This is a genomic window from Salipiger marinus, assembly GCF_035481585.1.
Lineage (GTDB): Bacteria > Pseudomonadota > Alphaproteobacteria > Rhodobacterales > Rhodobacteraceae > Salipiger > Salipiger marinus.
Genome location: NZ_JAYKSL010000003.1, coordinates 125,299 through 151,206, shown reverse-complemented (window position 1 = coordinate 151,206; position 25,908 = coordinate 125,299). Strand labels below are relative to the sequence as shown.

Below are 25,908 nucleotides of genomic sequence, written 5' to 3'. Positions count from 1 at the left end.
CACCATGCCGCACCTCGCAGAACTGCTGACTCCGCTGCGGCGGCGGCTGCTGAAATGGCTCCACGGGCCGCATATGCTGGCCTTTCTGCCCGCGCTGTCGCTGGCCGGGTTCTGGCTGGGCGGAGAGGCGGGGCTGCTGACCGTCGCGCTGCTGCTGCCCCTGCTCTATCTGACCCTCGGGCGGCGCGGCGACGCGCTGCACCCGGTCGAACCCCGCAGCATCCTGCCCGGCCTTGCCGATGCCGCCATGGCACAGGACATGGCCGACCAGATGCTGCTGCGCGCCCGCGCCGCCAGTCTGGCCACCGGCTGCCTGATGCTGGAGGCGGAGGGGCTGGAAACCGTCGCCCGCCGTGCGGGCAGCGAAACCGCCGAAGAGCTGCGCGACCTGCTGCTGACCCGGCTGCGGGGGCTGCTGCGCCGGGATGACATCGCGGTGCGCACCGGCGATTCGCGCTTCATGGTGCTGTTCGGCCCGTCGCTGCGGCTGGATCTGGAGGCGCTGCTGGCGCTGGCCGACCGGATGCAGCGCGGGCTGGAAGAACCCGCCGAAACCGCCACCGGCGTGCATTACATCTCTGTCGCCATCGGCTTCTGCGGCATGAACCGGCTCAAGGACGGGGCCAGCGGCGCCCGGCTGATCGAGGCGGCGCAGATCGCCCTGACCGAAGCGCTGGCCAATGGCCCCTCGGCGATTCGCGCCTGGACCGAAACCATGCGCGCCGAACGCTCCGCCCGGCAGTCGCTGCTGCACGAGGTCGACCGGGCGCTGGCCAAGGGCCAGATCCAGCCATGGTTCCAGCCGCAGCTCTGCACCTCCACCGGGCGCATCAGCGGCGTGGAGGCGCTGGCGCGCTGGATCCATCCGGAGCGGGGCATCGTGCCGCCGGGGCAGTTCCTGCCCGCACTGGAAGCGGCGGGCCAGATGGACCGTCTGGGAGAGGTGATCCTGCAGCACAGCCTGACCGCGCTGCGCGGCTGGGACGATCAGGGCCTCGACATCCCCCGTGTCAGCGTGAATTTCTCCGCCGCCGAGCTGCGCAACCCGCATCTGCTGGACCGCATCCGCTGGGAACTGGACCGCTTCGGCTTGCCCCCCGCCCGGCTGGGGGTGGAGGTGCTGGAAACCGTGATCGCCGATTGCCCCGAAGGCGTGGTTGCCCGCAATATCATGGGCCTGTCCCGGCTGGGCTGCCAGATCGACCTTGACGATTTTGGCACCGGCCATGCCTCGATCACCGCGCTGCGCCGCTTTCCGGTCAACCGGCTGAAGATCGACCGCAGCTTCGTGTCGCGGGTGGACCGCGACGAGGACCAGCAGCGCATGATGGCCGCCATCCTTGGTCTGGCCGAACGGCTGAACCTGCAGACGCTGGGCGAAGGGGTCGAAGGCCTTGGCGAACACGCGCTGCTGGCGCAGCTTGGCTGCGATCATGTGCAGGGCTTCGGGGTCGCCCGCCCCATGGCCGCGGCGGCGCTGGCGGACTGGGCCCGGGCCCATGCCCGCCGCATCGCGGAGGCGCCTAACCTTGGCCGCGCCACCGGCTAGGCGCCGCAACCCACCCCCGCAGGCGCGGCATCCTTGCCCGCAACGGTCACTTTAGCGGATCTTCCCATGAATCGGCTTGACCTTTGGGGGTGCGGGCTGTTGAACCCGGCACTGACTTTCCAAAGGACTGGTGGCGGCCTCGCATGGACAATCAGAACAAGAACCTGCTTATCGCAACCGCGCTGAGCTTCGTGGTGATCCTCGTCTGGTTCCTCCTGTTTCCGCCCCCGGAAACGGCGGTGGATCAGGCCACGGCCCCGGCGACGGAGCAGACCGCCGATGCGCCCGCTGCGGTCAGCGTGCCCGGCGCGACCCCCGGTGCGGCTCCCGGCACCGCCGCCCCCGAGGCGGCGATTGAAACCGTCCGCGTGCCCATCGACACGCCGCGGCTGGACGGCTCCATCGCGCTGACCGGTGGCCGGCTCGACGTGCTGAACCTGCGCGATTACAACGTCACGATGGATCCCGGCTCGCCCAATGTGCAGGTGCTGGACCCGGTCGGCAGCGCCAATCCCTATTACGCCGTTTACGGCTGGGCCCCCGGCGCCGGCCTTGGCCCCGAGGACGTGCCCGGCCCCAACACCGAATGGCAGCTGGAACAGGGCGACACGCTGCGTGTGGACAGCCCCGTCACCCTGCGCTGGGACAGCCCTTCGGGCCTGATCTTCCGCCGCACCTTCGCGGTTGACGAGAATTTCATGTTCCGCGTCACGCAGGCGATGGAAAACACCTCTGACACCACGCTTGCCGCGGCCCCCTACGGCATCCTTGCCCGTCATGGCGAACCTGCGGATCTGAAGAATTTCTTCGTGCTGCACGAAGGCGCCATCGCCATGAGCGACGGCAAGCTGGAAGAGACCAAATACAAGAACATCCGCGATCTGGACGTGGTGCCCGCCGAGGGTGCGCGGGCCGAGGTCATGCAGGTCGCCGAAAACGGCTGGATCGGTTTCACCGAACATTACTGGATGACCGTGCTGATCCCCGATGCGGGCACCAGCTACCGTCAGGCGGTGAAATACAACGAAGGCCGCGACATCTATCAGACCGAGATCGTGCTGCCGACCCAGACTCTGGAACCCGGTGCCAGCGCGCAGGTCTCCACCCGGCTGTTTTCCGGCGCCAAGGTCTGGGAAACCATCCGCGACTATCAGGAAGCGGGCGTCGACCGCTTTGTCGACAGCATCGACTGGGGCTGGTTCTTCTTCCTGACCAAACCCATCTTCTGGGTGCTGCACCACCTGCACCAGTGGATCGGCAACATGGGCTGGTCGATCATCGCCCTGACCGTCATCCTCAAGGCGCTGCTCTTCCCGCTGGCCTATAAATCCTACGTCTCCATGGCGAAGATGAAGGAACTCCAGCCGGAGATGGAGAAGCTGAAGGAACGCGCGGGCGACGACCGCCAGAAGATGCAGCAGGAGATGATGGCGCTCTACAAGCGGGAAAAGGTCAATCCCGCCTCGGGCTGCCTGCCGATCCTGCTGCAGATCCCGATCTTCTTCTCGCTCTACAAGGTGATCTTCGTGGCGTTCGAACTGCGCCACGCCCCGTGGTTCGGCCCGTTCCAGGATCTGTCGGCGCCCGATCCCACCTCGCTTTACAACCTGTTCGGCCTGCTGCCCTGGGCCGCGCCCGAACCGGCCAGCACTCTGGCGCTGGTGTTCATCGGCATCCTGCCGATCCTGCTGGGCATCTCCATGTGGCTGCAGCAGAAACTGAATCCGGCGCCCACCGATCCGGCGCAGGCGATGATCTTTGCCTGGATGCCGTGGGTGTTCATGTTCATGCTGGGCGGCTTCGCCTCGGGGCTGGTGCTGTACTGGATCACCAACAACACCATCACCTTCAGCCAACAGTACATCATCATGCGCAGTCAGGGCTTCAAGCCGGACGTGTTCGGCAACATCAAGTCCAGCTTCAACCGCAAGAAGAAGACCGCCGGAAAGTCGGACAGCAAATGACCGGGCGTGTCACCTCGATCTGGCGCCATCCGATCAAGGCCCATGGCCGCGAGGCGCTGGATCGGGTGACGCTGCAGGCAGGCGCCTGCCTGCCCTGGGACCGGGCCTGGGCCGTGGCGCATGAGCTGTCCGAGGCTGATGGCACGGACTGGGTGCGCTGCGGCAATTTCAGCCGCGGCGCCAAGGCGCCGCAGCTGATGGCGATCAGTTCCACGCTGGACGAGGGAACGGGGCGCATCACCCTGCGCCACCCCGACCGGCCCGATCTGAGCTTTGACCCCGAGACCGAACAGGCGGCGTTTCTGGACTGGGTGCGCCCCCTGATGCCCGCAGACCGCGCGCAGTCGGCGCGGCTGGTGCGGGCGCAGGCGCGCGGTATGACCGACGCGCCCTTCGCTTCGGTGACGCTGTGCAACATGGCCAGCCACCGCGCTGTCGAAGAGCGGATGGGCCAGCCCCTGTCGATCCATCGCTGGCGCGGCAATCTCTGGATCGAGGATCTGCCCGCATGGGCGGAATTCGACTGGATCGGGCGCGAGGTCCAGCTGGGCGAGGCGGTGCTGCTGGTGCGCGAACGCACGGGCCGCTGTGCCGCGACCACCGCCAACCCAGAAACCGGCCTGCGCGACGCGGATACGCTTGGCACGCTGAAAAGCTGGGGCCATACCGATTTTTCGGTGCAGACCGAAGTGATACGGGGCGGCACCATCGCCCCCGGCGACAAGGTGACCCTGCTGTGACTTCCCTGCCCTTTCCTCTGGCCGAACTTCCCGATGACGCTGCCACCGAAGCGGCGCGCAAGCTCTTTGCGGGCGAGGTGACCTTTCTCAAGGGCGTGGTGGCCATGGACGGCTTGCCGCCTGACGACCGGCCCGAGGTCTGTTTCGCGGGCCGCTCCAATGTCGGGAAATCCAGCCTGATCAATGCCCTGACCGGGCGCAAGGGGCTGGCCCGCGCCTCCAACACGCCGGGCCGCACGCAGGAGATCAACTTCTTCACGCTGGCCGAAAGCCATTACCTCGTCGACCTGCCCGGCTATGGCTTTGCCAATGCGCCGGTGGCGATCGTGGAGAAATGGCAGCGCCTGCTGAAACAGTATCTGTCGGGCCGCGCCTCGCTGCGCCGCGCCTTCGTGCTGGTCGATGCGCGCCACGGCATCAAGTCGGTGGATGAAGAGATCATGACCCTGCTCGACCGCTCCGCCGTGACCTTTCAGGCGGTGCTGACCAAGACCGACAAGCTGAAGGCCAGCGAGCTGGACAAGGTGCTGGATCAGGTGCGCGGCAAGCTGGCCAAACACCCCGCCGCCTATCCGGAACTGGTGCTGACCAGTTCGGAAAAGGGTGACGGCATCCCGCTGTTGCGCGCCATCATCGCCGGGCTGGCCTGAGAGTTTCCGCGAAACTTCTTGCGTGACGGCCCGTTGTTTTCCAGACAGAGCCTCAAGCCCCCACCCGAGGATGCAGCCAGGATGAAGAAGCAGACCATGAACCGAGACTGGATCGCCACCGCCCGCACTCTGAACGAAGCCCTGCCCTATCTGCAGCGCTATACGGGCGCGGTGGTGGTCGTGAAATTTGGCGGCAACGCCATGGGCGACGAGGAGGCGATGGCCGAATTCGCCCGCGACATCGTGCTGATGCGGCAGGTGGGCGTGAACCCGGTCGTGGTGCATGGCGGCGGTCCGATGATCAACGACATGCTGAAGCGGCTGAACATCGAATCACGCTTCGTGCGCGGCAAGCGGGTCACCGATCAGGCCACTGTCGAAGTGGTGGAAATGGTGCTGACCGGTCTGGTCAACAAGCGCATCGTGCAGGCCATCATGGACGAGGGTGGCCGCGCCGTCGGCCTGTCCGGCAAGGATGACGATCTGATCGTCTGCGAGGCGGACGACCCCGAACTGGGCTTTGTCGGCAACCCGGTGGAATGCAACGTGCAGGTGCTGCGCGATCTTTTTGCCGCCGGGATCATTCCCGTGGTGGCCCCTGTCGCCACCGGCATGGATTATCTGGAAACCTTCAACGTCAACGGCGACACCGCCGCGGGCGCGCTGGCCGCAGCGCTCAAGGCCGACCGGCTGCTGCTGCTCACCGATGTCTCCGGCGTGAAGAACGCCGAGGGCGAGGTGGTCACGCAGATGACCCCCGAGGATGTGCGCGCGATGATCTCTGACGGCACCATCGCGGGCGGCATGATCCCCAAGACCGAAACCGCGCTGAAGGCGGTGGAGGAAGGCGTGCGCGCCGTGGTGATCCTTGACGGGCGGGTGCCCAATGCCTGCCTGCTGGAGCTGTTCACCGAACATGGCGCGGGCTCGCTGATCCGCCGCGCCGACCTGCCCCCCGTCAAGGCGCGGAGCTGAGGCCGCGATGAAACGGCTGATTCTGGTCCGGCACGCCAAATCCGACTGGTCCCTTGGCATGGCGGATCACGACCGTCCGCTGAATGTGCGCGGGCGGGCCAGCGCTGCGGCCATCGGGCGCTGGCTGCGCGAAAAGAACCTGCGCCCGGATCAGGTGCTGTGTTCCACCGCGACGCGCACGCGGGAAACGCTGGATCTGCTGGATCTGGACGCCCCCGCCCGTTTCGAGGACCGGCTCTATCACGCAGCGCCAGAGGTCATGCTGTCCAGCCTGCAGACGGCGCGGGGCGATGTGGTGCTGATGCTGGGGCATAATCCCGGTATCGCGGAATTTGCGGCGCGTCTGGTGGCGCGGCCACCGGGCCATCCGCGCTTTGCCGCCTACCCTACCGGGGCCACGCTGGTGGCGCAGCTTGACATCGACAGCTGGGCCGAAGCCCGGATGGGACAGGCCGAGGCGCTGGAGTTCATCGTGCCGCGCGACCTGATCTGAAAGACGCGGCGGGCCCGCAGGCCCGCCGAGCCACGCTCAGTGCCCGAGGATCTGGCTCAGGAACAGCTTGGTCCGCTCGTGCTGCGGATTGTTGAAGAAGGCTTCCGGCTCGTTCTGTTCGACGATCTGCCCCGCATCCATGAAGATCACGCGGTTGGCCACCTGACGGGCAAAGCCCATCTCGTGGGTCACGCAGATCATGGTCATGCCCTCCTGCGCCAGCTCCACCATGGTGTCGAGAACCTCCTTGATCATCTCGGGGTCAAGCGCCGAGGTCGGTTCGTCGAACAGCATGATGCGCGGCTTCATGCAGAGCGACCGGGCGATTGCCACCCGCTGCTGCTGGCCGCCGGACAGCTGGCCCGGGTATTTATCGGCCTGCTCGGGGATCTTCACCTTTTCAAGGAAATGCATCGCCGTGGCTTCGGCTTCGCGCTTCGGGATCTTGCGGACCCAGATCGGCGCCAGCGTGCAGTTTTCCAGAATGGTCAGGTGCGGGAACAGGTTGAAGTGCTGGAAGCACATCCCGACCTCGGACCGGATCTTGTCGATGTTCTTCAGATCCGAGGACAGTTCGGTGCCATCCACCATGATGGTGCCCGACTGGTGTTCCTCCAGCCGGTTGATGCAGCGGATCATCGTCGACTTGCCAGAGCCCGAAGGCCCGGCAATCACGATCCGCTCGCCGCGATAGACGGTCAGATCGATGTCGCGCAGCACATGGAAGGTGCCGAACCACTTGTTCATCTTGGTGATCTGGATGGCCACCTCGTCGGAGACGGTCATCTGGCTCCGGTCGATCTGCCGGTCGAGGGCAAGGTCAGACATGCGGGCTCTCCTTAACGATGCTCACGGCGGAGCTTTTTTTCTAGAAACAGGGAATAGCGGCCCATGCTGAAGCAGAAGACGAAGAAGCAGAGGCCGATGAAGACGAAAAGCTCCCAGTAGACGCCGTTCCAGTCGGTGGTGGCGCGGATCGCGTTCGCCAGAAACAGCGGGTCCATCATGCCGATGATCATCACCAGCGTGGTGTCCTTGAAGAGCCCGATGAAGGTGTTGACGATGCCCGGGATGGAGATTTTCAGCGCCTGCGGCAGGATGATCAGCCGCATGGAGTTCCAGTAATCCAGCCCCAGCGCGCCCGCCGCCTCGTATTGCCCCTTGGGCAGGGCCGCGAGACCGCCGCGCACCACCTCGGCGATATAGGCAGAGGCAAAGAGCGTCACCATGATGATGACCCGCAGCATCAGGTCAAAGTTCGTGCCCGGCGGCAGGAAGTAGTTCAGCAGCAGGGAGGCGGTGAACAGCCACACGATCAGCGGCACGCCGCGGATCGTCTCGATGAAGGTGACCGAGACCTTGTTGATCAGGAACATGTCCGACTGCCGCCCCAGCGCCAGCAGGATCCCCAGCGGCAGCGACAGCACGATGCCCGACACGCCGATGACCAGCGCCAGCATGAAGCCGCCGATGTCCTTGGACCCGACCGGGGTGATCCCCAGCGGCAGGATGTCCTGCAGCAGCCCCGCCAGCGGCGCGGCCACCAGCAGCCAGTAGACGATGGGGGCGAGGATGGTCGCGATGACCCCCGGCAGCACGCCGATGACCGGCGTCAGATAGCGGGTGACCGCCCAGCCCACCACGAAGCCAAGCGCGATGGCCACCGGCCCCCAGATCGACCCGCCCCAGATCAGCCAGAAGATCACGAAGGGCGAAAGCAGGGAAAAGCCCAGCATCTTCTTGGGCAGGCCTTGGAACAGGACCGGTGCGATGGCCACAAGGAACAGCACGAAGGCCAGCACCGGGCGCCAGTACAGATCCTGCGGGTAGAAGCCGAACAGCAGCTGATTCCAGCGTTCGGTGATGACGGCCCAGCAGGCGGCGCTGACATCGGGGCCGTAAAGCTCGTCGCGGATGGCCCGGCATTGGGCCAGACTGTCCGCCTGCCAGATGCCGCGCAGCATCCATGGCAGCAGGTGGCTGAGCGCGGCCCAGATGAACCACAGCGAGGCCAGCGTCAGGATGATGTTGAGCCATGAGGAGAACAGGTTCTCCCGGACCCATTTCACCGCGCCGGACTGGCTGACGGGGGGATCCTGCTGCTGGATCATGCTGTCGCGCACGAAGGCGGCGGTCTGTGCGTGGGTGTCGCTCATGTCACCGCTCCTTCAGCTTGACGCTGGCGTTGAAGATGTTCATCGCCGCCGAAATGATGAGGCTGAGCACGAGGTAGAACAGGCCCAGCAGCAGCATGCCTTCAAGTTCGCGCCCGGTCTGGTTGATGGTGATGCCGCCCAGTGTGGAACGCGCATCCATGTAGCCCACCGCGATGGCCAGCGAGCTGTTCTTGGTCAGGTTCAGATATTGCGAGATCAGCGGCGGGATGATGACCCGCAGCGCCTGCGGCAGGATCACGAGGTTCATCGTGGTGCTTGGCCGCAGCCCAAGGGCAAAGGCGGCCTCGGACTGGCCCTTGGAAATGGCAAGGATGCCGCCGCGCACGATTTCGGCGATGAAGGCGCCGGTGTAAAGCGACAGCGCCAGCCACAGCGCGATCAGCGAGTTGCGCAGATGCGTGCCGCCCGCGAAGTTGAAGCCCTGCAGCGCGGGAAGGTCCAGATAGGCGCCCATGGTGACCAGCAGCGCACCCACCGGCACGATCAGCAGGCCCAGCGTGTAATGCCATGTGGCGGGCCGGACGCCGGTGGCTTCCTGCGTGGCGGTGGCCCAGCGTTTGATCCGCGTGATGGCGAAGATCGACAGGGCCAGAACCAGCAGGATCACCCCCCATGTCACCGCGCCATTCTGGCTGAGCGGCGAGGCGAAGTGCAGCGCGGGGATATAGACGCCGCGATTCGTCACCGCCACCGCATCAAGGAACATCGAGGAGGTGGGTTCGTCGCCCCGGAAGGCGTTGGGGGCGGGCGTGCTTTCGGTCAGCAGCGCGAAGATCAGGATGATCCACAGCAGCAGCGGCACGTTGCGGAAACCTTCCACATAAACCGCCATCAGCCGCGACACGATCCAGTTGGACGACAGCCGCAGCACCCCTGCGATGACGCCCAGAATCGTGGCAAGGATGCAGCCCAGCAGGGCCACCAGCAGCGTGTTCAGGATGCCGACCACCGCCGCGCGGCCATGGGTCGCCTGACTGTCATAGGAGATCAGCCGCTGGTTGATGTCATATCCGGATGGCTGCCAGAGGAAGCCGAAATTGATGTCCTTCCCCAGCGCCGCAAGGTTCTGGATCGTGTTCGAGACCAGCCAGGACATCATCAGCGCCAACAGGATCATCGCCACGACCTGGATCGTCAGCGAGCGGTAGCGCGTATCGTAAATAAGCTGGCTCAGCCGGAAGCCATGCTCCGGCGGATCGGTCAAGGTCGCCATATGTTCTCCCCGGTGGTTTCCGTTCTTCCCGGATCCCGTGCCGGGTTTGCCCGACCTCTGTCCGCCTTCGGAAACTCTGGTATTGCTCTGATTGAGGGGAAAGGGGCGCGGATGAACCGCGCCCCTTTCCGTGATCCGATCTTAGCGGAAGGGCGGTGCGTAAAGCAGGCCGCCTTCGGTCCACTGCGCGTTCAGGCCGCGCGACAGGCCGATGGGGGTGTTTTCACCGATGTTCTTTTCGAACACTTCGGCATAGTTGCCCCCGGCCATGATGGCGTTCTTGGCCCATGCGGCATCCAGACCCAGCATGGCGCCCAGTTCACCTTCGGTGCCCAGCAGACGGTTGATTTCGGGATTGTCGCCCGCAGTCGTCGACAGCTCGCCGATATTGGCAGAGGTCACGCCATATTCCTCGGCCGCGACGAGCGCGTTGAGGGTCCAGCGCACGACATCGCCCCACTCGCTGTCGCCATGGCGAACAAGCGGGCCCAGCGGCTCTTTGGAGATGATCTCGGGCAGGATGACGTGATCGCCCGGGGCTTCAAAGGTGGCGCGGGTGGCGGCAAGGCCAGACGCGTCGGTGGTGTAGACGTCGCAGGCGCCAGCCAGATACTGCTGCTGCGCTTCGGCGTTGGTTTCGATCGGCACCGGCTCGTAGCTGAGGTTGTTGACGCGGAAGAAGTCCGCAAGGTTCAGTTCGGTGGTGGTGCCGGTCTGGATGCAGACGGTCGCGCCGTCCAGTTCCTTGGCCGAAGAAACGCCAAGCGCTTTCGGGATCATGAAGCCCTGACCGTCGTAATAGTTCACGCCGACGAATTCGAATTTCAGGTCCACATCGCGCGAGAAGGTCCAGGTGGTGTTCCGGGCCAGCATGTCGATTTCACCCGAGGCCAGCGCGGTAAAGCGGGTCTGCCCGGTGGTCGGCACAAATTCCACGGCCATCGGATCGCCCAGAACGGCGGCGGCCACAGCGCGGCACAGCGCCACGTCGAACCCCTGCCACACCCCGTTCGCGTCCGGAGCGGCAAAACCCGGCAGGCCGGTTGCCACGCCGCAGTTCAGGGTGCCCCGTGCCTTGACATCATCGAGAGTTGCCGCACCGGCAGCTCCCGCCGCCGTCAGGCCGGCAACCGCAAGCGCGCCAAGAGTTACGGTTCTTTTCATGTTAACCTCTTCCTGTTGTCCAGCCCCTTATGGGCCGGTTCCGTGGCCTGTCCCGGCCGCTGTCCATGGGCAGGAGTGATCCTGCCCGCAGTAACCGGAGTTTGGGAGGAATCCCGCCAACAGGTCAAGCCATGCTCACATGAAAACCGACTTTGCCTGCCCGCTTCTTACGCAAGGAGAGCCTTTAAGAGAGAGGATTAGGCAGTGCGGCAGTGCGCAAAGAAGCGGTGAGCGTGCAGAAATGCTTGAAGTTTCACCTCTGCGGCGGCCTGCGCCTCTTCGTCTTCGCCCCAAAGTTCCTGCTGGAAGGTTTCATCAAGGCGCGACAGGGCCCAGATCGCTTCGGCGGAGTGGTCCGGGACGGTGGCCGCGAATCCCAGCACCAGCGAGCCGCTGAGCGCCACCAGATCGTGAAAGGCCGCCAGTTCGAACGGGGTCAGCGCATGGGTGCGCGCGCGCAGCACCTCCACCGCCTCGGCGGGCTGCGGGCGGTGCATCAGCCCGGTGACCGGATGCAGCCGCGCGCCAAGCTGCGCTTCGGCCCAGTCCAGCATCGGATCCCAGCCCGCCGCCTGCCGCGCCACCAGATCGGCGGGGCTTTCGGCGCGGTAGCAAAGAAGATCGCAGTCGCCATATTCGGCCAGCATGTCCGCCACTTCGGCATGCTGCGGCGCCACCTTGTCGATGGCGGTGTTGGCGGTGCGGGTAAAGGGCATCGTGCGCGGGTCGATCTTTTCCGGCTGCGCCTGCCATTCCTCGGCCATGGCCTCGGCAAGCCCGCGGGTCGGCACCACCAGCGGCGCCTTGCCCGGCGTGCGCAGCGGCCGCGCGTCCAGATGCAGGATGAACCCGCCGTCGGTGTCGACGACATGGGCCTGAGTGTAGAAGCGGCGGGGGGCCCATTCGCTCATGCGGCAATCTCCCAGAGGGTCTGTAGCAGCCCCGGCAGGGCCCGGATGTCATCAATCATGCTGCGGGCGGCGCCCAGCCGGTCCAGCGGGTGATAGCCCCAGCTGACCCCGATGCCATGCACGCCCGCCGCCTGCGCCATCTCCATGTCGAAGCTGGTATCGCCCACCATCACCGCCGCCTCCGGCGCCACGCCCGCATCGGCCAGCGCCGCCTGCAGCATGGCGGGATGGGGTTTGGACGGATGGTCGTCGGCACAGTGCTGCGTGACGAAAAGCCGCCGCAGGTCATGTTCGTCCACCAGCCGGTTCAGCCCGCGCCGCGACTTGCCGGTGGCGATGCCCAGCAGCCAGTCGGGGCGCGCGTGCAGCGCCTCCAGCACCTCGCGCACATGCGGATAAAGCGGCGAGGAGGCGTGCTCCCCCGCCGCGTCGCGCCGCGCTGCATAGCTGGCCTTGTAGGCGTCGGCCATCACGCCATGGGTCTGCGGATCTTCTTCGGGGGCCAGCCTCGCCACGGCCAGCGGCAGCGACAGCCCGACAATGCCAAGGATCTCGTCGCGCTGCGGCGCGGTCTTGCCCACGGCGGCAAATCCCGCCTGCATGGAGGCGACGATATCGGCCTGACTGTCCACCAGCGTGCCGTCCACGTCAAAGATCACCAGCTTCAGCGTCATGGCTCAGTGCAGCTCTGCAAAGGGGTCGTCGCTGGCCAGATCCTCGGTCCAGCCAAAGGTGTCCCAGCTTTGCGCCATGTGATCCGGCAGCGGCGCCGTCACGGTCATGGTCTTGCGGGTGACCGGGTGCTGAAAGGTCATCGACCGCGCATGCAGGTGCAGCTTCTTGGAGATGATGCCCCCCAGCTGTGCGCCCCAGCCATCGCCCATGTTTTCCTGCCCGGAGCCGCCATATTTGCCGTCGCCGATGATCGGATGGCCGATTTCGGCCATATGCGCGCGCAGCTGGTGGGTGCGCCCGGTCAGCGGCTCCATCGCCACCCAAGAGGCACGGCTCGCCACACGGTAAAGCGTGGCGTAAAGACTGTGCGCGCGCTTGGCGCCCGGCGTGCTGTCGATGTCGCGCGGATGCACGGCGAGCATTTTTTCGCCCTCGCCGCCGCCGCCCCGGCCCGGTGCCTTCACCAGCCCGTATTTGATCTCGCCCAGATAGGGCACCGGCACGCCCGCCACCAGCGCCCAGTAAATCTTGCGCGTCTCGCGGTGGCGCAGCGCGGCGGTCAGCCCCTGCGCCGCCTCGCGGGTGCGCGCCAGCAGCAGCAGGCCCGAAGTGTCCTTGTCCAGCCGGTGGACCAGCCGCGGCTTTTCCTCCAGCCCGAATTTCAGCGCCTCGGACAGCCCGTCGACATGGCGGGTCTGCTTGCTGCCGCCCTGTGTCGGCAGGCCCGGCGGCTTGTTCAGCGCGATGATGTGGTCATCCTTCCACAGCACGCAGGACTGAATCAGCGCCACATCGGCGTCAGAAATGCGGCTGCGCGCGGGCGTGGCATTGCGCGCCACCTCCTCGGGTTCCGGCAGCGGCGGGATGCGGATCTGGTTGCCCACCTCGATCCGGTCCGAGGCTTTCACCCGCCCGCCATCGACGCGGATTTCGCCCTTGCGGCACATCTTTTCGATGCGCCCCTGCGCCAGATGCGGGAAATGGCGTTTCAGCCAGCGGTCAAGCCGCTGGTCGCCGTCGCCGGGGCCTACGGTCACGGTCTGCACTCGGCTCATGCGAGGATACTCCGGGTCAGGAAAAGGCCGGCGAACAAGGCTGCCAGCGACACGCCCACCGAGGCGGCAACATAGATCGCCGCCTGCCCCACGTCACCCCGTTCATAGAGCGTGGCAACATCCAGCGAAAAGGCCGAGAAGGTGGTGAACCCGCCCAGCACCCCGGTCATCAGAAACGGCGCCAGCCGGTTCGCCGACAGCTGCGCCAGCGCGACCACCAGCACCCCCATGGCAAAGGAGCCAAGGATGTTGACGGCCAGCGTGCCCCAGGGAAAGCCGCGCCCCAAGAGCCGGGCCATGGCGAGCCCGGTCAGATAGCGCCCGCTGGCACCAAGCGCGCCGCCAAGCGCGACCTGAAAGAGGGTGAGGATCATGGCGCGGAAATGAGCCTCGGGCGCCCTGTTGTCAAGCGCTGCGGGTCAAAGCCGCACCCGCAGCGCAAGCCTTGTGCCGCCGCGCAGCGCGTCGATCTGCAGCCGGGGCGCCGCGCGGCGCAGCAGCGGATCCACATCGCCCGGCGCCTTCACCTCGCGGCCATTGACGGCGCGCAGGATGTCGCCGCGCTGCAGCCCGATGCGGGCGCCCCATGGCCCCGGATCCAGCACCACCACGCCCTCGGGCCCGTCCACCTGCCCAAGCTCTGCCAGCACCGCCGGATTGACCCGCGCCACGGTCAGGCCCGGCAGCACGGCGCGCTCGTCCAGCGTGGTGCGGTCCTGCGGCGGCGAATCCGGCGGGGCGATCATCGTCACCTCTGCCTCGCGCGGGGTGCCGTCGCGCAGATATGCGACCCGCGCGGCATGGCCCAGCCCGCGCACCGACATGCGGAACAGCATCTCTGGCGGGGTGTTCACCGGCAGCCCGTCCACCGCGCGCACCACGTCCCCCACCTGCAGACCGGCGCGGGCAAAGGGGCTGGCGGGGTGCATCTGCGCGATCACCACGCCGCCGGGGCGCGACAGGCCAAGGCTTTCCGACAGGTCGGCATCGACGCTCTGCCCGGTCATCCCGGCCCATGGCCGCTCGAAGCTGGTCTTGCCCGCGCGGGCCTGATCGACGAACTGCGCCACCAATGCGGACGGAATGGCAAAACCGATGCCGTTCGAGCCGCCCGACCGGGTCAGGATCGAGGTATTGACCCCGATCAGACGCCCCGCCACATCCACCAGCGCGCCGCCGGAATTGCCCGGATTGATCGGCGCATCGGTCTGGATGAAATAGCCGCGCGCATTGCCGGTGGCGGTGCCCGACCGCGCCAGCCCCGACACGATGCCAGAGGACACCGTCTGCCCCACGCCGAACGGATTGCCGATGGCGAGCACCAGTTCCCCCACCTCGACCGTGTCGCTGTCGCGCAGCGGCAGAAAGGGCATGTCCGCCGCGTCTTCCAGCTTGAGGATGGCCAGATCCGCCTCCTCGTCGCCCAGCAGCACGCGGGCGGCATATTCGTCGCCGGTGTTCAGCACCACGCGGATGTCGGTCGCCTGCCCCACCACATGGTAGTTCGACACCACGATGCCATCCGCCGACAGGATGACCCCGGAGCCGAGCGAGTTCTGCACCTGCGGACGCCCGCGCATGTCGCTGAACATCCGGTCAAACAGCGGATCCCCGGCAAAGGGGCTGCGTGCCTGCACCACGCGGCGGGCATAGATGTTGACCACGGCGGGGGCGGCCTGCTTCACCACCGGCGCAAAACTCAGTGAAATCTGCGCCGCATCCTGCGGCACCTGCGGCGGGGTCTGCGCGGCCAGCGGGCTGGCGGCCAGCGCCAGAAACAATAGGGCACGGAGCATGGTCTGGTCCTCCTGCGCGCCGATATGTCCCCGCCCCCGCCGCTTTGCAAGCCGCAGAACGGCAAAGGGCCCCGCCGTTCCCGGCAGGGCCCCCGATCACATCACCTGCGCGCGGATCATTCCGCGTCGGCAAGCGCCTCGTCAGCTTCAAGACGCGCGCGGTCCACGGCGCCTTTGGCGTCGACATCGCGGTCGACCAGTTCGATGATCGCCATGGGCGCCATGTCGCCGTAGCGGAAGCCGGCCTTCATGATGCGCACATAGCCGCCCTGACGTTCGGCATAACGCGGGCCAAGGATCTCGAACAGCTTGGCAACGTGCTTGTCCTGCTTCAGCTGGGAATCGGCCTGACGACGGGCGTGCAGGTCACCGCGCTTGCCCAGCGTGATGAGCTTTTCCACGATGCGGCGAAGTTCCTTCGCCTTGGGCAGGGTGGTCTTGATCTGTTCGTGCTCGATGAGCGAGCCAGCCATGTTCGCCCACAGCGCCTTGCGGTGCTCGTGGGTGCGGTTGAGGCGGCGGTAACCGGAAGCGTGACGCATTTTCTATCTCCAAGCGTTTTTTGCTTTGTCCGGGGCTCCATGCGTGCGGAACCCTCTCCTTGGGGCGGAATGCCCGTTTGCGGGGCGCAAGGGCCATGCCGGGTGGCACGGCCCTCGCACGGGGTGGCTCAGAACTGGTCTTCCAGTTTCTTCGCCAGATCCTCGATGTTGTCCGGCGGCCAGTCCTCGACATCCATGCCAAGGTGCAGACCCATGGAGGACAGCACTTCCTTGATCTCGTTGAGCGACTTGCGGCCAAAGTTCGGCGTGCGCAGCATCTCTGCTTCGGTTTTCTGGATCAGATCGCCGATATACACGATGTTGTCGTTCTTGAGGCAGTTGGCCGAACGGACCGACAGTTCCAGCTCGTCGACTTTCTTGAGCAGGAGCGGGTTGAACTCCAGCCCGTCCTCGTCGTCGTGCCGCATCGCCGATTCCGGCTCTTCGAAGTTGACGAAGATCGACAGCTGGTCCTGCAGGATGCGCGCCGCATACGCGATGGCATCCTCCGGAGTGACCGAACCATCGGTTTCGATCTTCATGGTCAGCTTGTCATAGTCCAGAACCTGACCTTCCCGGGTGGGCACAACCTCATAGGCGACTTTCTTGACCGGCGAATAGATCGCGTCGATCGGAATGAGGCCGATGGGGGCATCCTCGGGCTTGTTCTTGTCGGCAGAGACATAGCCCTTGCCGGTGTTCACGGTCAGCTCGACGTAGAAATCCGCACCCTCGTCGAGGTGGCAGATCACGTGGTCCTTGTTCAGCACCTCGATGCCGTTGGATTCGGTGATATCGGCCGCGGTCACGACCCCCGGACCCTTGGCATTAAGGCTGAGGCGCTTCGGCCCCTCGACTTCCATGCGCAGCGACACACCCTTGAGGTTCAGGATGATGTCGGTCACGTCCTCGCGGACGCCTGCGACGGAGGAAAATTCGTGCAGCACATTGTCGATCTGTACCGACGTGATCGCCGCGCCCTGAAGGCTCGACAGCAGCACGCGGCGCAGAGCATTCCCGAGCGTCAGGCCGAAGCCCCGTTCCAGCGGTTCGGCCACAAGGGTCGCAACGCGGGTCGGATCGGCGCCGGGGCGAACCTCCAGCTGGGTCGGCTTGATAAGTTCAGCCCAGTTCTTGTGGATCATGCGTCCCTCCATTCCAGTCCGTGCCCCATGTCCAAAGGCGCAGACGCCCGAGGTTGAAATGACGAAAGCAGGGCCCCGCGCCAACGGCAGGGCCCCGCCTATAAAGTTTTAGCGGTCAGACGCGGCGACGCTTCGGCGGGCGGCAGCCATTGTGGGCGATCGGCGTCACGTCACGGATGGACGAGATGCTGAAGCCCACGGCAGCCAGCGCGCGCAGAGCCGATTCACGACCCGAACCCGGGCCCTGCACTTCGACTTCCAGCGTCTTCACACCATGTTCCTGCGCCTTGCGGCCTGCGTCTTCGGCAGCCAGCTGGGCGGCATAGGGGGTCGATTTCCGCGACCCCTTGAAGCCCATGGTGCCTGCGGACGACCAGGCAATCGCATTGCCCTGCACGTCCGAGATCAGGATCTTGGTGTTGTTGAACGACGAGTTCACATGCGCCACACCAGCGGCGATGTTCTTGGAGACCTTCTTCTTGCCTCCGCGACGGGTATCACGTGCCATTGAATCAGCCCTCCCTTACTTCTTCTTGCCGGCGATCGGCTTCGCCGGGCCCTTGCGGGTGCGGGCGTTGGTGTGGGTCCGCTGACCGCGGACCGGGAGGTTGCGGCGGTGACGCAGGCCACGGTAGCAGCCCAGATCCATCAGGCGCTTGACGTTAATCTGCACTTCGCGGCGCAGGTCGCCTTCGACAGTGAAGTTGGCGTCAATGTGCTCGCGGATGGCAAGCACTTCGGCATCCGACAGCTCGTTCACGCGACGGGTGGCGTCGATGTTCACGGCTTCACAGATGGCCTTGGCCGAGGTGTGGCCGATTCCGGTGATATAGGTGAGGGCGATGGGCACCCGCTTGTTCGTCGGGATGTTCACGCCGGCAATACGTGCCAAGTCTCTTTTCCTTTCGTTGCGGTTCCGTAGTGCCAGAACCTTTTTTCACAACATGAGCCCGAGGGGATGCGACCCACGGGCTTTCCGCTGATGAGGTGATCTGCGTCAGGGAGCGACCCAGCCGCAAGACGATTCTCGTGATGAGATGGCGGTGGGTAAGAGAATTTGCCAGGCGCGTCAAGAGGCACAGGCGCGGAACCTGACATTGCGTCCATGAGTTTAAAGACAGACGCCACCGTCTGCAAGCCTTGACGGACAGCCCCGGCGCCGGAGACCCGAGATGATCCATCAGATGCTTTTCACCAGCCTGTCGCGGCATCCGCGCGGCCATGGAAGCGATATCGACATCCTGAGCGCTGCGATGACCCGCAACCGCCAGATCGGCATCACCGGCTTCCTGCTGCGCGAGAGCACCGGATTCTGTCAGGTGATCGAGGGCACGGAAGTGGCGGTCCGGGCGCTGTTCGCGCTGATCGAAAGCGATCCGCGGAACTTCTCCGTCACACAGCATGTTCAGCGCGATGTGCCGACCCGAATGTTCCCCGGCTGGTCCATGGCCTATGGCGCGCTGTCGGCGGAGGACCGCGCCTTCCTGTCCCGCAGGAAGGTCGCGCGCAGCGGCGGCGTGGTCATCGCCTTCCGCCCCCGCGCTGCGGGATGGGCGCCCGCCTGAGCGCCCCCCGCTCCCCTGCCCCGGCCTGAACCGGGGCAGAACGCGCCTCAGGCGCTGGTCTGCAGCTTCTCCGCGATCGCGGCCTTGACCTCGTCGATCTCGCCCAGACCGTCCACACGGCAATGCTGGCCCTTGGCGTAGTAATAGCCGATCAGCGGCGAGGTCTGCTTGTAATATTCCATCAGCCGCTTCTGCAGCGCAGCCTCGGTATCGTCGGCCCGGCGCTTGAATTCGGTGCCGCCGCAATGGGTGCAGACGCCATCCGCCGGAATGGGCTTGGTGATGTCGTTATAGACCTCACCGCAGGTCGCACAGGTCGAGCGGGCCGTGATTCGGCTGACCAGCGCGGTGTCGTCCACCCGCAGTTCCACCACACGATCCAGCACCTGCCCCTGCTCGGACAGCAGATCGGCCAGCGCATCCGCCTGTTTCAGCGTCCGCGGGAAGCCGTCGAAGATGTAGCCCGCATCAGGAGCCGCCTCGAGCTTCTCGCGGATCAGGCCGATCACGATCTCGTCGGTGACCAGTTCCCCGCGCGCCATGACCTCCGCCACGCGCTTGCCCATCTCCGTTCCGCTGTCTTTCGCCTCGCGGAGCATGTCGCCGGTGGAGAGCTGGGTCATGCCCCGCTCCTCCACCAGAATGCGCGCCTGTGTGCCTTTGCCCGCGCCCGGCGGCCCTAGAAGAATGATGTTCATCGGCGTACCGGTCCCCTCCGTTTCCGGGTCTTACCCTTGCCGCGAAGCTGGGATTTCTGAATAAGACCTTCGTATTGATGCGCGAGCAGATGGCTCTGGACCTGCTGGATGGTGTCCATCGTCACCGACACCACGATCAGCACCGAGGTGCCGCCGAAGTAGAACGGGATCGCGAACTGGGCGCGCAGCACTTCGGGCAGCAGACAGACCGCGGTCAGATAGGCCGCCCCCAGAACCAGCACGCGGTTGACCACGTATTCCAGATGATCTGCGGTTTTCTTGCCCGGACGGATGCCGGGAATGAAGCCGTTCTGGTTCTTCAGGTTCTCGGCCACGTCATCGGGTTTGAACGACACGTTGAACGTGTAGAAATAGGCGAAGAACACGATCATCGCCGCGAAGAACAGCAGATACAGCGGCTGGCCCGGCCCGAAATAGGCAAGGATGGTCGACATGATCGGCCCGGTGGACCCGGCCTGGCTGAAGGTGGCGATGGTCGTCGGCAGCAGCAGCAGCGACGAAGCAAAGATCGCCGGGATCACGCCTGCGGGGTTCACCTTCACCGGCAGATGGCTCTGCTGCGCTTCGGTCATGCGCATGCCGACCTGACGGCGCGGATACTGGATGGTGATCTTGCGCAGCGCCCGTTCCATGAAGACCACGAACATGATCACCGCGATGACCATGACGATCACCCCAAGGATCACCGCAGGGCTGATGGCGCCCGACCGGCCAGAGGCAAAGAACTGTGCCAGAGCGGCGGGGATTTCGGCGATGATGCCGACAAAGATGATCAGCGAGATGCCGTTGCCGACGCCGCGCGCGGTGATCTGTTCGCCCAGCCACATAAGGAACATGGTGCCGCCGACCAGCGTGATGACCACGGCAGAGCGGAAATACCAGCCCGGATCATGGGCAAGATCGCCCGCCTCCAGCGAGACCGCCAGACCGTAGGCCTGAAACAGCGCCAGTGCCACGGTGCCGTAGCGCGTGTACTGGTTGATCTTCTTGCGGCCCTGTTCGCCCTCTTTCTTCAGCTGCTCCAGCGCCGGCACCATGGCCGTCAGAAGCTGCACGATGATCGAGGCAGAGATGTAGGGCATGATGCCAAGGGCAAAGATGCCCATGCGCCCCAGCGCGCCGCCGGTGAACATGGAAACCATGCCGCCGATGCCCTGTCCGGCCTGCTCCATGAAATCACGAAGGGCGGCGCCGTCGATTCCCGGCACGGGAATGAACGTGCCCAGCCGGTAGACGATCAGCAGCCCGAGCGTGAACAGGATGCGATTGCGAAGGTCCGTCGCCTTGCCGAGCGCCGCCCAGCTGGTGTTGGCGGCCATTTGTTCCACAGCGGAAGCCATGAGGGTCCTCTCTCAGACGAAACGCCGCCGGGGCGCTTTCCGGCTCCGGCGGCGTTCGTGGAAAACATGGGGCCTTATGTAAGCGGCGCAGGCGCCGCTCACAAGCCGCTTATTCGGACGCAGCAGCGACCGTCAGCGCACCACCTGCCTTCTCCACCGCCTCGATGGCGGATTGGGAGGCGCCGGTGACGGCAATGGTCAGGGCCGCAGTGATCTCGCCCTTGGCCAGAACGCGGATACCGTCCAGCTTGCGGCGCACCAGACCCGAAGACACCAGCGTCTCTTCGGTGATGGAGCCCGCTTCCAGCTTGCCCGCGTCCACGAACTTCTGGATCAGGCCAAGGTTGACCACGGCATAGGATTTCCGGTTCGGCTTGGTGAAGCCACGCTTCGGCAGGCGCTGGTAGAGCGGCATCTGGCCGCCTTCGTAGCCATTGATGGCCACACCCGACCGGGACTTCTGACCCTTGATCCCGCGACCGGCGGTCTTGCCCTTGCCGGAGCCGGGGCCACGCGCGAGGCGCTTTTTGGTGCGGGTTGCGCCGGGATTGTCGCGCAGTTCGTGCAGTTTCATTGTCGCTTCTCCTTGCCGGATGTGCCCCCCAGCGACGGATGGGGCAAACGCGGCTCAACTGGTTTGGAATCGTGTGGCGCCGGGCCACCGGGGGCGTATAGCGGGCAGGGCTTCGCTCTGCAAGTCCCGCGCCGTCAGGGCCGGGCGGGCCGGATCGCTTCCTGCCAGTCGGCCACCGCCTGCTGCGGCGCCACCACCTGCAGCGTGCTCAGCGTCAGGCTGTCCCGGGCGATCAGGCTGCTGGCAAGCTCCAGCACCGCCACAAGCGCCAGCGCGGCCCCCACCGGCAGCGCGCGGGCCAGCGCCACCCCGGCCAGCATGAAGACGTAATCCATCACGGCGTTGAGGACGGTATCGCCCAGATAGCCCTGATACAGCGTCGTGGCGCGGAAGCGGTCCAGCACAAAATCCGTATGCTCCGCCAGTTCCCAGCCAACCCCGATCGCGAAAGCCGACCACAGCAGCACGGTGTCGGGACGGCGCAGCGGCAGCGCGCGCAGCAGCAGGGCCAGCAGCATGCCCTGCACCAGATGCGAAACCGAATACCAGTCCGCCACCTGCTGCGAGGTTTCCGGCGACCAGATCGAATTGACCCAGAGCCGGATCTCGCCCGAGGCACTGACCAGCGGCTGCCCCCACAGCGCCAGCGTGACCGCGATCACACCCGCGCCCGCGACCAGCAGCAGCGCCGCGCCTGTCCTGTTCATGGTCATCCTGCCCCCCTGCCCCACGGAAAACGCCCCGCAGATCGCTCTGCGGGGCGCCTGTTCACCTCATCGGAACGCGGGTCAGTCGCGCTCTTCGATGATCTGCACCAGATGCGGGATCTTGTTGACCATGCCGCGCACGGACGGCGTGTCTTCCAGTTCCCGGGTTTTGTGCATCTTGTTCAGCCCGAGGCCGATCAGCGTCTTGCGCTGAACTTCCGGGCGGCGGATCGGAGAGCCGATCTGCTTGACAACGATGGTCTTAGCCATGGGTCTCAGGCCTCCTCAGCCACTTGGGACGATTCCGCCGGAGCTTCGTCGCGCTTGGGCAGGATGTCGGCCACTTTCTTGCCACGACGCTGGGCGACGTTGCGGGGCGACTGTTCCAGACCAAGACCGTTCAGCGTGGCGCGGATCATGTTGTAGGGGTTCTGCGAGCCCAGCGACTTGGCGACCACGTCGTGAACGCCCAGCATCTCGAACACGGCGCGCATCGGACCACCGGCGATGATCCCGGTGCCCTGCGGGGCGGTGCGCATCACGACGCGGCCCGCACCATGGCGGCCTTCGATGTCGTGGTGCAGCGTGCGGCCTTCGCGCAGCGGCACGCGGATCATCTTGCGCTTGGCCTGCTCGGTGGCCTTGCGGATCGCCTCGGGGACTTCCTTGGCCTTGCCCTTGCCGAAGCCGACGCGGCCCTTCTGGTCACCCACAACCACGAGAGCTGCAAAGCCGAAGCGCTTGCCGCCCTTCACGGTCTTGGAGACGCGGTTGATCGCGACAAGGCGATCAGCGAATTCGGGGGTCTCGTCACGTTCGCGACGGTTGCCACCACGACGGTTTTCACGTTCTGCCATCAGGCATCCCTTTATAATGACGTCGGTCCGGGCAGAGCCCGGGATCCGGTTTTCTCCAATCCAGGTGATCCGGCCAGAGGCCGGGATCCCGGATCATCGAGGCGTTGCCGCCTTCAAAAGCGCAGGGCGGGACAAACGCCCGCCCTGCGGAACCCATCCAGAGGCGGACCGGAGCCCGCCCGCAGGATCAGATTTTCAGACCGCCTTCGCGAGCGGCTTCTGCCAGTGCCTTGACGCGGCCGTGGAACAGAAAACCGCCACGGTCGAAATAGGCTTCCTCGACGCCAGCCGCCTTGGCCCGCTCGGCGAGGGCCGCACCGACCTTCTGCGCGGCTTCAAGGTTGCCCTTGCCCACAACGCCCAGATCCTTCTCGAGCGAGGAGGCTGCGGCGAGCGTGACGCCACGCACATCGTCGATCAGCTGGACGCTGATGTTCTTGTTGGAGCGGTGCACCGAAAGCCGCACGCGGCCTGCGTTCACCTTGCGAAGCTTGTTCCGGACGCGCAGGCGGCGCTTTAGGAACAGTTCCCGTTTGCTGAGTGCCATTGTCTGCGTCCTTACTTCTTCTTGCCTTCCTTGGCGAAGATGTATTCGCCCTTATAGCGAATACCCTTGCCTTTGTAGGGCTCGGGGCGGCGCCAGTCGCGGATGTTTGCCGCAACCTGACCAACCTGCTGCAGGTCATGCCCTTCGACGATGATTTCCGTGGGCTTCGGCGTGGTGACCGTGATGCCTTTCGGAATGTCGAAGATCACATCGTGGCTGTAGCCCAGGTTCAGCTTCAGGGTTTCGCCCTGAACTGCCGCGCGGTAACCCACGCCCTGAATTTCCAGCTCTTTCTTGAACGTCTGCTGAACGCCGAAGACCATGTTCGCGACGATCGTGCGCGACATGCCCCACTGCTGCAGCGCCCGCTTGGACGTGCCGCGCGGCGTGACAGAAATGACGTTGTCCGCGACGGTGATCGTCACGTCGTCGGTGGCGCGGAAGGTCTGGGTGCCTTTCGGACCCGTCACTTCGACGGTCTGACCGGAGACGGATGCGGAGACACCCGACGGCAGCTCGACCGGTTTTTTCCCAATACGAGACATCAGTCCCTCCTCAGAATACCGTGCAGAGCACCTCGCCACCAACATTGGCAGCGCGGGCGTTTGCGTCCGACATCACGCCCTTCGGCGTGCTGACAATCGACACACCCAGACCCTGACGGACCGAGGGGATGTCCTTGACGCTCATGTAGACGCGACGACCGGGCTTGGAGACCCGCTTCAGTTCGCGAATGACAGGCGCGCCATCATAGTATTTCAGGCTGATTTCCAGCGTCGGGTGGCCGTTCACGTCGGTCCCCGATTCGTAGCCCCGGATGTAGCCTTCCTCGACCAGCACATCGAGCACCCATGCACGCAGCTTGGAGGCGGGCGTGGACACGACCGACTTGCCGCGCATCTGGGAGTTGCGGATGCGGGTGAGCATATCGCCGATAGGATCGTTCATCTCACGTCTCTCCTTACCAGCTCGATTTGACCATGCCGGGCAGCTGACCCGACGAGCCCAGTTCGCGCAGCATGATCCGGGAGATCTTCAGCTTGCGGTAATAGGCGTGGGGACGACCCGTCAGCTGGCAGCGGTTGTGCAGCCGGCTCGGTGAGGAATTGCGGGGCAGCTTCGCCAGCTTCAGGCGCGCCTTGAACCGCTCTTCCATCGGTTTGCTTTCGTCGTTCGCGATCACTTTGAGCGCAGCACGCTTGGCGGCATATTGATCCACCAGCTTCTGACGCTTCTTTTCGCGTTCGATCATGGATTTCTTGGCCATGTGTCTCGCTCCTCAGGCGGTGAAGGGCATGTTGAAATGCTTCAACAGCGCCTTGGCTTCCGCGTCGGTCTTGGCGGTGGTGGTGATGACGATGTCCATGCCCCAGACTTCATCGACCTTGTCGAATTCGATCTCGGGGAAGACGATGTGTTCCTTGAGGCCCATGGCGAAGTTGCCGCGCCCGTCAAAGGACGGCTTCACGCCACGGAAGTCGCGGATGCGGGGCATCGCGATGGTGATGAGGCGGTCAAGGAATTCGTACATCCGGTCACCACGCAGGGTCACCTTGGCACCAAGCGGCATGTCCTCCCGGACGCGGAAGCCGGCGATCGACTTCTTTGCCATGGTGGTCACGGCCTTCTGACCGGCGATCGTCCCCAGATCTTCGACTGCGGACTTTGCCTTCTTGGAATCGCGAACAGCTTCTGCACCGCAGCCGATGTTCAGAACGATCTTGTCCAGACGCGGGATCTGCATGTCGTTCTTGTAGCCGAACTCTTCCTTGAGCTTGGCTTTGATCGACGAGCGGAATTCCGTCTTGAGACGCGGGGTGTAGGCAGCAGCATCAAGCATCGATCACGTCCCCCGTGGTCTTGGCGAAGCGGACTTTCTTGTCCCCTTCCATGCGGAAGCCGACGCGGGTCGCTTTGCCGTTGGCATCGACGATGGCGAGGTTCGACAGGTCGAGCGGCACGGCGATCGGCGTACGGCCACCCTGCGCGGTCTGCGACTGGCGACGGTGACGGATGGCCATGTTGACACCACCGACCACGGCCTTGCCGGATTTGGGGTCGACGGACTCGATGGTCCCGGTCTTGCCCTTGTCCTTGCCGGTCAGCACGATGACCTTGTCACCCTTGCGGAGTTTGGCAGCCATTACAGCACCTCCGGAGCAAGCGAGATGATCTTCATGAAGTTCTTCGCACGCAGTTCGCGAACCACCGGCCCGAAGATACGGGTGCCGACAGGCTCGCCCGCGTTGTTCAGGATGACGGCTGCGTTGCGGTCGAAGCGGATGGCGGTGCCATCTTCACGACGGACTTCCTTGGCGGTGCGCACGACGACGGCCTTGCGGACGTCACCTTTCTTCACGCGACCACGCGGAATGGCCTCTTTCACCGAGACGACGATGATGTCGCCGACCGATGCGTAGCGGCGATGCGAGCCGCCGAGGACCTTGATGCACTGAACTCTCCGGGCTCCGGAGTTGTCAGCCACATCCAGATTGGTCTGCATCTGGATCATTTGGTTTCTCCCGACCTTTGGGGGTTGTTCTAGGTCTA

General features: G+C 65.1%; 33 protein-coding genes. 7 read left to right on the top strand and 26 right to left on the bottom strand.

Annotation, left to right across the window (positions count from 1 at the left end):
* The first annotated feature begins 4 nt into the window (after positions 1 to 4).
* The 6 genes from VK682_RS05520 (at position 5) to VK682_RS05495 (ending at position 6,371) form a co-directional block, all read left to right on the top strand.
* On the top strand, positions 5 to 1,549 hold the full coding sequence (locus tag VK682_RS05520) for an EAL domain-containing protein (RefSeq protein ID WP_230795981.1): 1,545 nt from the start codon (positions 5 to 7) through the stop codon (positions 1,547 to 1,549).
* A gap of 143 nt (positions 1,550 to 1,692) precedes the next feature.
* Positions 1,693 to 3,513 (top strand): membrane protein insertase YidC, encoded by a 1,821-nt coding sequence (gene yidC / locus VK682_RS05515; RefSeq protein WP_089843561.1) that lies wholly within the window; start codon positions 1,693 to 1,695, stop codon positions 3,511 to 3,513.
* A complete protein-coding gene (locus tag VK682_RS05510) occupies positions 3,510 to 4,253 on the top strand; it encodes an MOSC domain-containing protein (protein ID WP_324781545.1) in 744 nt (247 codons plus the stop codon). The genes yidC and VK682_RS05510 overlap by 4 nt, the downstream gene beginning before the upstream one ends.
* Entirely contained in the window at positions 4,250 to 4,903 is a 654-nt protein-coding gene (gene yihA, locus VK682_RS05505) for a ribosome biogenesis GTP-binding protein YihA/YsxC (protein WP_089843569.1), read from the top strand. Before VK682_RS05510 ends, yihA begins: the two co-directional genes overlap by 4 nt.
* A gap of 81 nt (positions 4,904 to 4,984) precedes the next feature.
* Positions 4,985 to 5,878: an acetylglutamate kinase gene (gene argB, locus VK682_RS05500; RefSeq protein ID WP_089843574.1), complete on the top strand. Its 894-nt coding sequence runs from the start codon at positions 4,985 to 4,987 to the stop codon at positions 5,876 to 5,878.
* A gap of 7 nt (positions 5,879 to 5,885) precedes the next feature.
* Positions 5,886 to 6,371 (top strand): SixA phosphatase family protein, encoded by a 486-nt coding sequence (locus VK682_RS05495; RefSeq protein WP_089843578.1) that lies wholly within the window; start codon positions 5,886 to 5,888, stop codon positions 6,369 to 6,371.
* A gap of 36 nt (positions 6,372 to 6,407) precedes the next feature.
* Here the strand turns inward: VK682_RS05495 and VK682_RS05490 are convergent, their stop codons facing one another.
* From VK682_RS05490 to rpsM, 13 genes are all read right to left on the bottom strand, one after another.
* Positions 6,408 to 7,199 (bottom strand): amino acid ABC transporter ATP-binding protein, encoded by a 792-nt coding sequence (locus tag VK682_RS05490; protein ID WP_324781544.1) that lies wholly within the window; start codon positions 7,197 to 7,199, stop codon positions 6,408 to 6,410.
* An 11-nt stretch (positions 7,200 to 7,210) separates the two neighbouring features.
* Positions 7,211 to 8,527 (bottom strand): amino acid ABC transporter permease, encoded by a 1,317-nt coding sequence (locus VK682_RS05485; protein WP_089843586.1) that lies wholly within the window; start codon positions 8,525 to 8,527, stop codon positions 7,211 to 7,213.
* Position 8,528: 1 nt separating this feature from the next.
* The gene (locus VK682_RS05480; RefSeq protein ID WP_230795984.1) at positions 8,529 to 9,761 is read right to left on the bottom strand and encodes an amino acid ABC transporter permease; all 1,233 of its coding nucleotides are present in this window, start codon (positions 9,759 to 9,761) and stop codon (positions 8,529 to 8,531) included.
* A 141-nt stretch (positions 9,762 to 9,902) separates the two neighbouring features.
* Positions 9,903 to 10,925 carry an amino acid ABC transporter substrate-binding protein gene (locus VK682_RS05475; RefSeq protein WP_089843594.1) on the bottom strand — a complete coding sequence of 341 codons (1,023 nt, stop codon included), beginning with the start codon at positions 10,923 to 10,925 and terminating at the stop codon, positions 9,903 to 9,905.
* 197 nt (positions 10,926 to 11,122) lie between these two features.
* Entirely contained in the window at positions 11,123 to 11,836 is a 714-nt protein-coding gene (locus VK682_RS05470; protein ID WP_230795985.1) for an ATP12 family chaperone protein, read from the bottom strand.
* Positions 11,833 to 12,510 (bottom strand): HAD-IA family hydrolase, encoded by a 678-nt coding sequence (locus tag VK682_RS05465; RefSeq protein ID WP_230795986.1) that lies wholly within the window; start codon positions 12,508 to 12,510, stop codon positions 11,833 to 11,835. Before VK682_RS05465 ends, VK682_RS05470 begins: the two co-directional genes overlap by 4 nt.
* Before the next feature lie 3 nt (positions 12,511 to 12,513).
* Positions 12,514 to 13,566 carry an RluA family pseudouridine synthase gene (locus VK682_RS05460; RefSeq protein WP_230795987.1) on the bottom strand — a complete coding sequence of 351 codons (1,053 nt, stop codon included), beginning with the start codon at positions 13,564 to 13,566 and terminating at the stop codon, positions 12,514 to 12,516.
* Positions 13,563 to 13,940, bottom strand: a complete 378-nt coding sequence (gene crcB, locus VK682_RS05455; RefSeq protein WP_089843609.1) for a fluoride efflux transporter CrcB — start codon at positions 13,938 to 13,940, stop codon at positions 13,563 to 13,565. Before crcB ends, VK682_RS05460 begins: the two co-directional genes overlap by 4 nt.
* Positions 13,941 to 13,985: 45 nt before the next feature.
* Positions 13,986 to 15,362, bottom strand: coding sequence for a trypsin-like peptidase domain-containing protein (locus VK682_RS05450; protein WP_230795988.1), 1,377 nt, complete (start codon positions 15,360 to 15,362; stop codon positions 13,986 to 13,988).
* A 116-nt stretch (positions 15,363 to 15,478) separates the two neighbouring features.
* Positions 15,479 to 15,904, bottom strand: coding sequence for a 50S ribosomal protein L17 (gene rplQ, locus VK682_RS05445; protein ID WP_089843613.1), 426 nt, complete (start codon positions 15,902 to 15,904; stop codon positions 15,479 to 15,481).
* Positions 15,905 to 16,032: 128 nt separating this feature from the next.
* Positions 16,033 to 17,049, bottom strand: a complete 1,017-nt coding sequence (locus VK682_RS05440) for a DNA-directed RNA polymerase subunit alpha (RefSeq protein ID WP_230795989.1) — start codon at positions 17,047 to 17,049, stop codon at positions 16,033 to 16,035.
* A gap of 115 nt (positions 17,050 to 17,164) precedes the next feature.
* A complete protein-coding gene (rpsK, locus tag VK682_RS05435; protein ID WP_089843617.1) occupies positions 17,165 to 17,557 on the bottom strand; it encodes a 30S ribosomal protein S11 in 393 nt (130 codons plus the stop codon).
* Positions 17,558 to 17,572: 15 nt separating this feature from the next.
* Positions 17,573 to 17,941, bottom strand: a complete 369-nt coding sequence (gene rpsM, locus VK682_RS05430; protein WP_324781543.1) for a 30S ribosomal protein S13 — start codon at positions 17,939 to 17,941, stop codon at positions 17,573 to 17,575.
* Between the two features lie 280 nt (positions 17,942 to 18,221).
* Here rpsM and VK682_RS05425 point away from each other — a divergent pair, with 280 nt between their 5' ends.
* Positions 18,222 to 18,614, top strand: coding sequence for a BLUF domain-containing protein (locus VK682_RS05425; RefSeq protein ID WP_230795991.1), 393 nt, complete (start codon positions 18,222 to 18,224; stop codon positions 18,612 to 18,614).
* Between the two features lie 47 nt (positions 18,615 to 18,661).
* Here VK682_RS05425 and VK682_RS05420 read toward each other — a convergent pair whose 3' ends face one another.
* From VK682_RS05420 to rplN, 13 genes are all read right to left on the bottom strand, one after another.
* Complete coding sequence (locus tag VK682_RS05420) at positions 18,662 to 19,312, bottom strand: adenylate kinase (RefSeq protein WP_230795993.1); 651 nt, start codon at positions 19,310 to 19,312, stop codon at positions 18,662 to 18,664.
* A complete protein-coding gene (secY, locus tag VK682_RS05415; protein ID WP_089843632.1) occupies positions 19,309 to 20,673 on the bottom strand; it encodes a preprotein translocase subunit SecY in 1,365 nt (454 codons plus the stop codon). Before secY ends, VK682_RS05420 begins: the two co-directional genes overlap by 4 nt.
* Before the next feature lie 109 nt (positions 20,674 to 20,782).
* The gene (gene rplO / locus VK682_RS05410) at positions 20,783 to 21,247 is read right to left on the bottom strand and encodes a 50S ribosomal protein L15 (RefSeq protein WP_089843635.1); all 465 of its coding nucleotides are present in this window, start codon (positions 21,245 to 21,247) and stop codon (positions 20,783 to 20,785) included.
* A gap of 134 nt (positions 21,248 to 21,381) precedes the next feature.
* A complete protein-coding gene (locus VK682_RS05405) occupies positions 21,382 to 21,954 on the bottom strand; it encodes a DUF2585 family protein (RefSeq protein ID WP_324781542.1) in 573 nt (190 codons plus the stop codon).
* Between the two features lie 81 nt (positions 21,955 to 22,035).
* Positions 22,036 to 22,224 (bottom strand): 50S ribosomal protein L30, encoded by a 189-nt coding sequence (gene rpmD / locus VK682_RS05400; protein WP_089843642.1) that lies wholly within the window; start codon positions 22,222 to 22,224, stop codon positions 22,036 to 22,038.
* Between the two features lie 5 nt (positions 22,225 to 22,229).
* On the bottom strand, positions 22,230 to 22,811 hold the full coding sequence (rpsE, locus tag VK682_RS05395) for a 30S ribosomal protein S5 (protein WP_089843646.1): 582 nt from the start codon (positions 22,809 to 22,811) through the stop codon (positions 22,230 to 22,232).
* Positions 22,812 to 22,998: 187 nt separating this feature from the next.
* Positions 22,999 to 23,358 carry a 50S ribosomal protein L18 gene (rplR, locus tag VK682_RS05390; RefSeq protein ID WP_089843651.1) on the bottom strand — a complete coding sequence of 120 codons (360 nt, stop codon included), beginning with the start codon at positions 23,356 to 23,358 and terminating at the stop codon, positions 22,999 to 23,001.
* A gap of 11 nt (positions 23,359 to 23,369) precedes the next feature.
* On the bottom strand, positions 23,370 to 23,903 hold the full coding sequence (gene rplF, locus VK682_RS05385) for a 50S ribosomal protein L6 (protein ID WP_089843655.1): 534 nt from the start codon (positions 23,901 to 23,903) through the stop codon (positions 23,370 to 23,372).
* Positions 23,904 to 23,913: 10 nt separating this feature from the next.
* Positions 23,914 to 24,306: a 30S ribosomal protein S8 gene (gene rpsH / locus VK682_RS05380; RefSeq protein WP_089843660.1), complete on the bottom strand. Its 393-nt coding sequence runs from the start codon at positions 24,304 to 24,306 to the stop codon at positions 23,914 to 23,916.
* 13 nt (positions 24,307 to 24,319) lie between these two features.
* A complete protein-coding gene (gene rpsN, locus VK682_RS05375; protein WP_089843663.1) occupies positions 24,320 to 24,625 on the bottom strand; it encodes a 30S ribosomal protein S14 in 306 nt (101 codons plus the stop codon).
* Positions 24,626 to 24,637: 12 nt separating this feature from the next.
* Positions 24,638 to 25,198, bottom strand: a complete 561-nt coding sequence (rplE, locus tag VK682_RS05370) for a 50S ribosomal protein L5 (protein ID WP_089843670.1) — start codon at positions 25,196 to 25,198, stop codon at positions 24,638 to 24,640.
* Positions 25,191 to 25,502, bottom strand: a complete 312-nt coding sequence (gene rplX, locus VK682_RS05365; protein ID WP_230795996.1) for a 50S ribosomal protein L24 — start codon at positions 25,500 to 25,502, stop codon at positions 25,191 to 25,193. The genes rplE and rplX overlap by 8 nt, the downstream gene beginning before the upstream one ends.
* Complete coding sequence (gene rplN, locus VK682_RS05360) at positions 25,502 to 25,870, bottom strand: 50S ribosomal protein L14 (RefSeq protein ID WP_038073566.1); 369 nt, start codon at positions 25,868 to 25,870, stop codon at positions 25,502 to 25,504. The genes rplX and rplN overlap by 1 nt, the downstream gene beginning before the upstream one ends.
* Between the last annotated feature and the right edge of the window lie 38 nt (positions 25,871 to 25,908).

Excerpts from the sequence above, each read along its gene's own strand:
- VK682_RS05450 (WP_230795988.1), bottom strand. The coding sequence starts at position 15,362 with ATGCTCCGTGCCCTATTGTTTCTGGCGCTGGCCGCCAGCCCGCTGGCC.
- rpsN (WP_089843663.1), bottom strand. The coding sequence starts at position 24,625 with ATGGCCAAGAAATCCATGATCGAACGCGAAAAGAAGCGTCAGAAGCTG.
- rpmD (WP_089843642.1), bottom strand. The coding sequence starts at position 22,224 with ATGGCTAAGACCATCGTTGTCAAGCAGATCGGCTCTCCGATCCGCCGC.
- crcB (WP_089843609.1), bottom strand. The coding sequence starts at position 13,940 with ATGATCCTCACCCTCTTTCAGGTCGCGCTTGGCGGCGCGCTTGGTGCC.
- rplN (WP_038073566.1), bottom strand. The coding sequence starts at position 25,870 with ATGATCCAGATGCAGACCAATCTGGATGTGGCTGACAACTCCGGAGCC.
- VK682_RS05405 (WP_324781542.1), bottom strand. The coding sequence starts at position 21,954 with ATGAACAGGACAGGCGCGGCGCTGCTGCTGGTCGCGGGCGCGGGTGTG.
- rpsH (WP_089843660.1), bottom strand. The coding sequence starts at position 24,306 with ATGAACGATCCTATCGGCGATATGCTCACCCGCATCCGCAACTCCCAG.
- rplO (WP_089843635.1), bottom strand. The coding sequence starts at position 21,247 with ATGAAACTGCACGAACTGCGCGACAATCCCGGCGCAACCCGCACCAAA.
- VK682_RS05520 (WP_230795981.1), top strand. The coding sequence starts at position 5 with ATGCCGCACCTCGCAGAACTGCTGACTCCGCTGCGGCGGCGGCTGCTG.
- yidC (WP_089843561.1), top strand. The coding sequence starts at position 1,693 with ATGGACAATCAGAACAAGAACCTGCTTATCGCAACCGCGCTGAGCTTC.
- argB (WP_089843574.1), top strand. The coding sequence starts at position 4,985 with ATGAAGAAGCAGACCATGAACCGAGACTGGATCGCCACCGCCCGCACT.
- rplX (WP_230795996.1), bottom strand. The coding sequence starts at position 25,502 with ATGGCTGCCAAACTCCGCAAGGGTGACAAGGTCATCGTGCTGACCGGC.
- VK682_RS05480 (WP_230795984.1), bottom strand. The coding sequence starts at position 9,761 with ATGGCGACCTTGACCGATCCGCCGGAGCATGGCTTCCGGCTGAGCCAG.
- VK682_RS05485 (WP_089843586.1), bottom strand. The coding sequence starts at position 8,527 with ATGAGCGACACCCACGCACAGACCGCCGCCTTCGTGCGCGACAGCATG.
- VK682_RS05460 (WP_230795987.1), bottom strand. The coding sequence starts at position 13,566 with ATGAGCCGAGTGCAGACCGTGACCGTAGGCCCCGGCGACGGCGACCAG.
- secY (WP_089843632.1), bottom strand. The coding sequence starts at position 20,673 with ATGGCTTCCGCTGTGGAACAAATGGCCGCCAACACCAGCTGGGCGGCG.
- VK682_RS05495 (WP_089843578.1), top strand. The coding sequence starts at position 5,886 with ATGAAACGGCTGATTCTGGTCCGGCACGCCAAATCCGACTGGTCCCTT.
- VK682_RS05490 (WP_324781544.1), bottom strand. The coding sequence starts at position 7,199 with ATGTCTGACCTTGCCCTCGACCGGCAGATCGACCGGAGCCAGATGACC.
- VK682_RS05465 (WP_230795986.1), bottom strand. The coding sequence starts at position 12,510 with ATGACGCTGAAGCTGGTGATCTTTGACGTGGACGGCACGCTGGTGGAC.
- VK682_RS05470 (WP_230795985.1), bottom strand. The coding sequence starts at position 11,836 with ATGAGCGAATGGGCCCCCCGCCGCTTCTACACTCAGGCCCATGTCGTC.
- VK682_RS05510 (WP_324781545.1), top strand. The coding sequence starts at position 3,510 with ATGACCGGGCGTGTCACCTCGATCTGGCGCCATCCGATCAAGGCCCAT.
- rplE (WP_089843670.1), bottom strand. The coding sequence starts at position 25,198 with ATGCTTGATGCTGCTGCCTACACCCCGCGTCTCAAGACGGAATTCCGC.
- VK682_RS05440 (WP_230795989.1), bottom strand. The coding sequence starts at position 17,049 with ATGATCCACAAGAACTGGGCTGAACTTATCAAGCCGACCCAGCTGGAG.
- VK682_RS05475 (WP_089843594.1), bottom strand. The coding sequence starts at position 10,925 with ATGAAAAGAACCGTAACTCTTGGCGCGCTTGCGGTTGCCGGCCTGACG.
- rplF (WP_089843655.1), bottom strand. The coding sequence starts at position 23,903 with ATGTCTCGTATTGGGAAAAAACCGGTCGAGCTGCCGTCGGGTGTCTCC.
- VK682_RS05420 (WP_230795993.1), bottom strand. The coding sequence starts at position 19,312 with ATGAACATCATTCTTCTAGGGCCGCCGGGCGCGGGCAAAGGCACACAG.
- rplR (WP_089843651.1), bottom strand. The coding sequence starts at position 23,358 with ATGGCACTCAGCAAACGGGAACTGTTCCTAAAGCGCCGCCTGCGCGTC.
- rpsE (WP_089843646.1), bottom strand. The coding sequence starts at position 22,811 with ATGGCAGAACGTGAAAACCGTCGTGGTGGCAACCGTCGCGAACGTGAC.
- VK682_RS05425 (WP_230795991.1), top strand. The coding sequence starts at position 18,222 with ATGATCCATCAGATGCTTTTCACCAGCCTGTCGCGGCATCCGCGCGGC.
- rpsK (WP_089843617.1), bottom strand. The coding sequence starts at position 17,557 with ATGGCACGTGATACCCGTCGCGGAGGCAAGAAGAAGGTCTCCAAGAAC.
- rplQ (WP_089843613.1), bottom strand. The coding sequence starts at position 15,904 with ATGCGTCACGCTTCCGGTTACCGCCGCCTCAACCGCACCCACGAGCAC.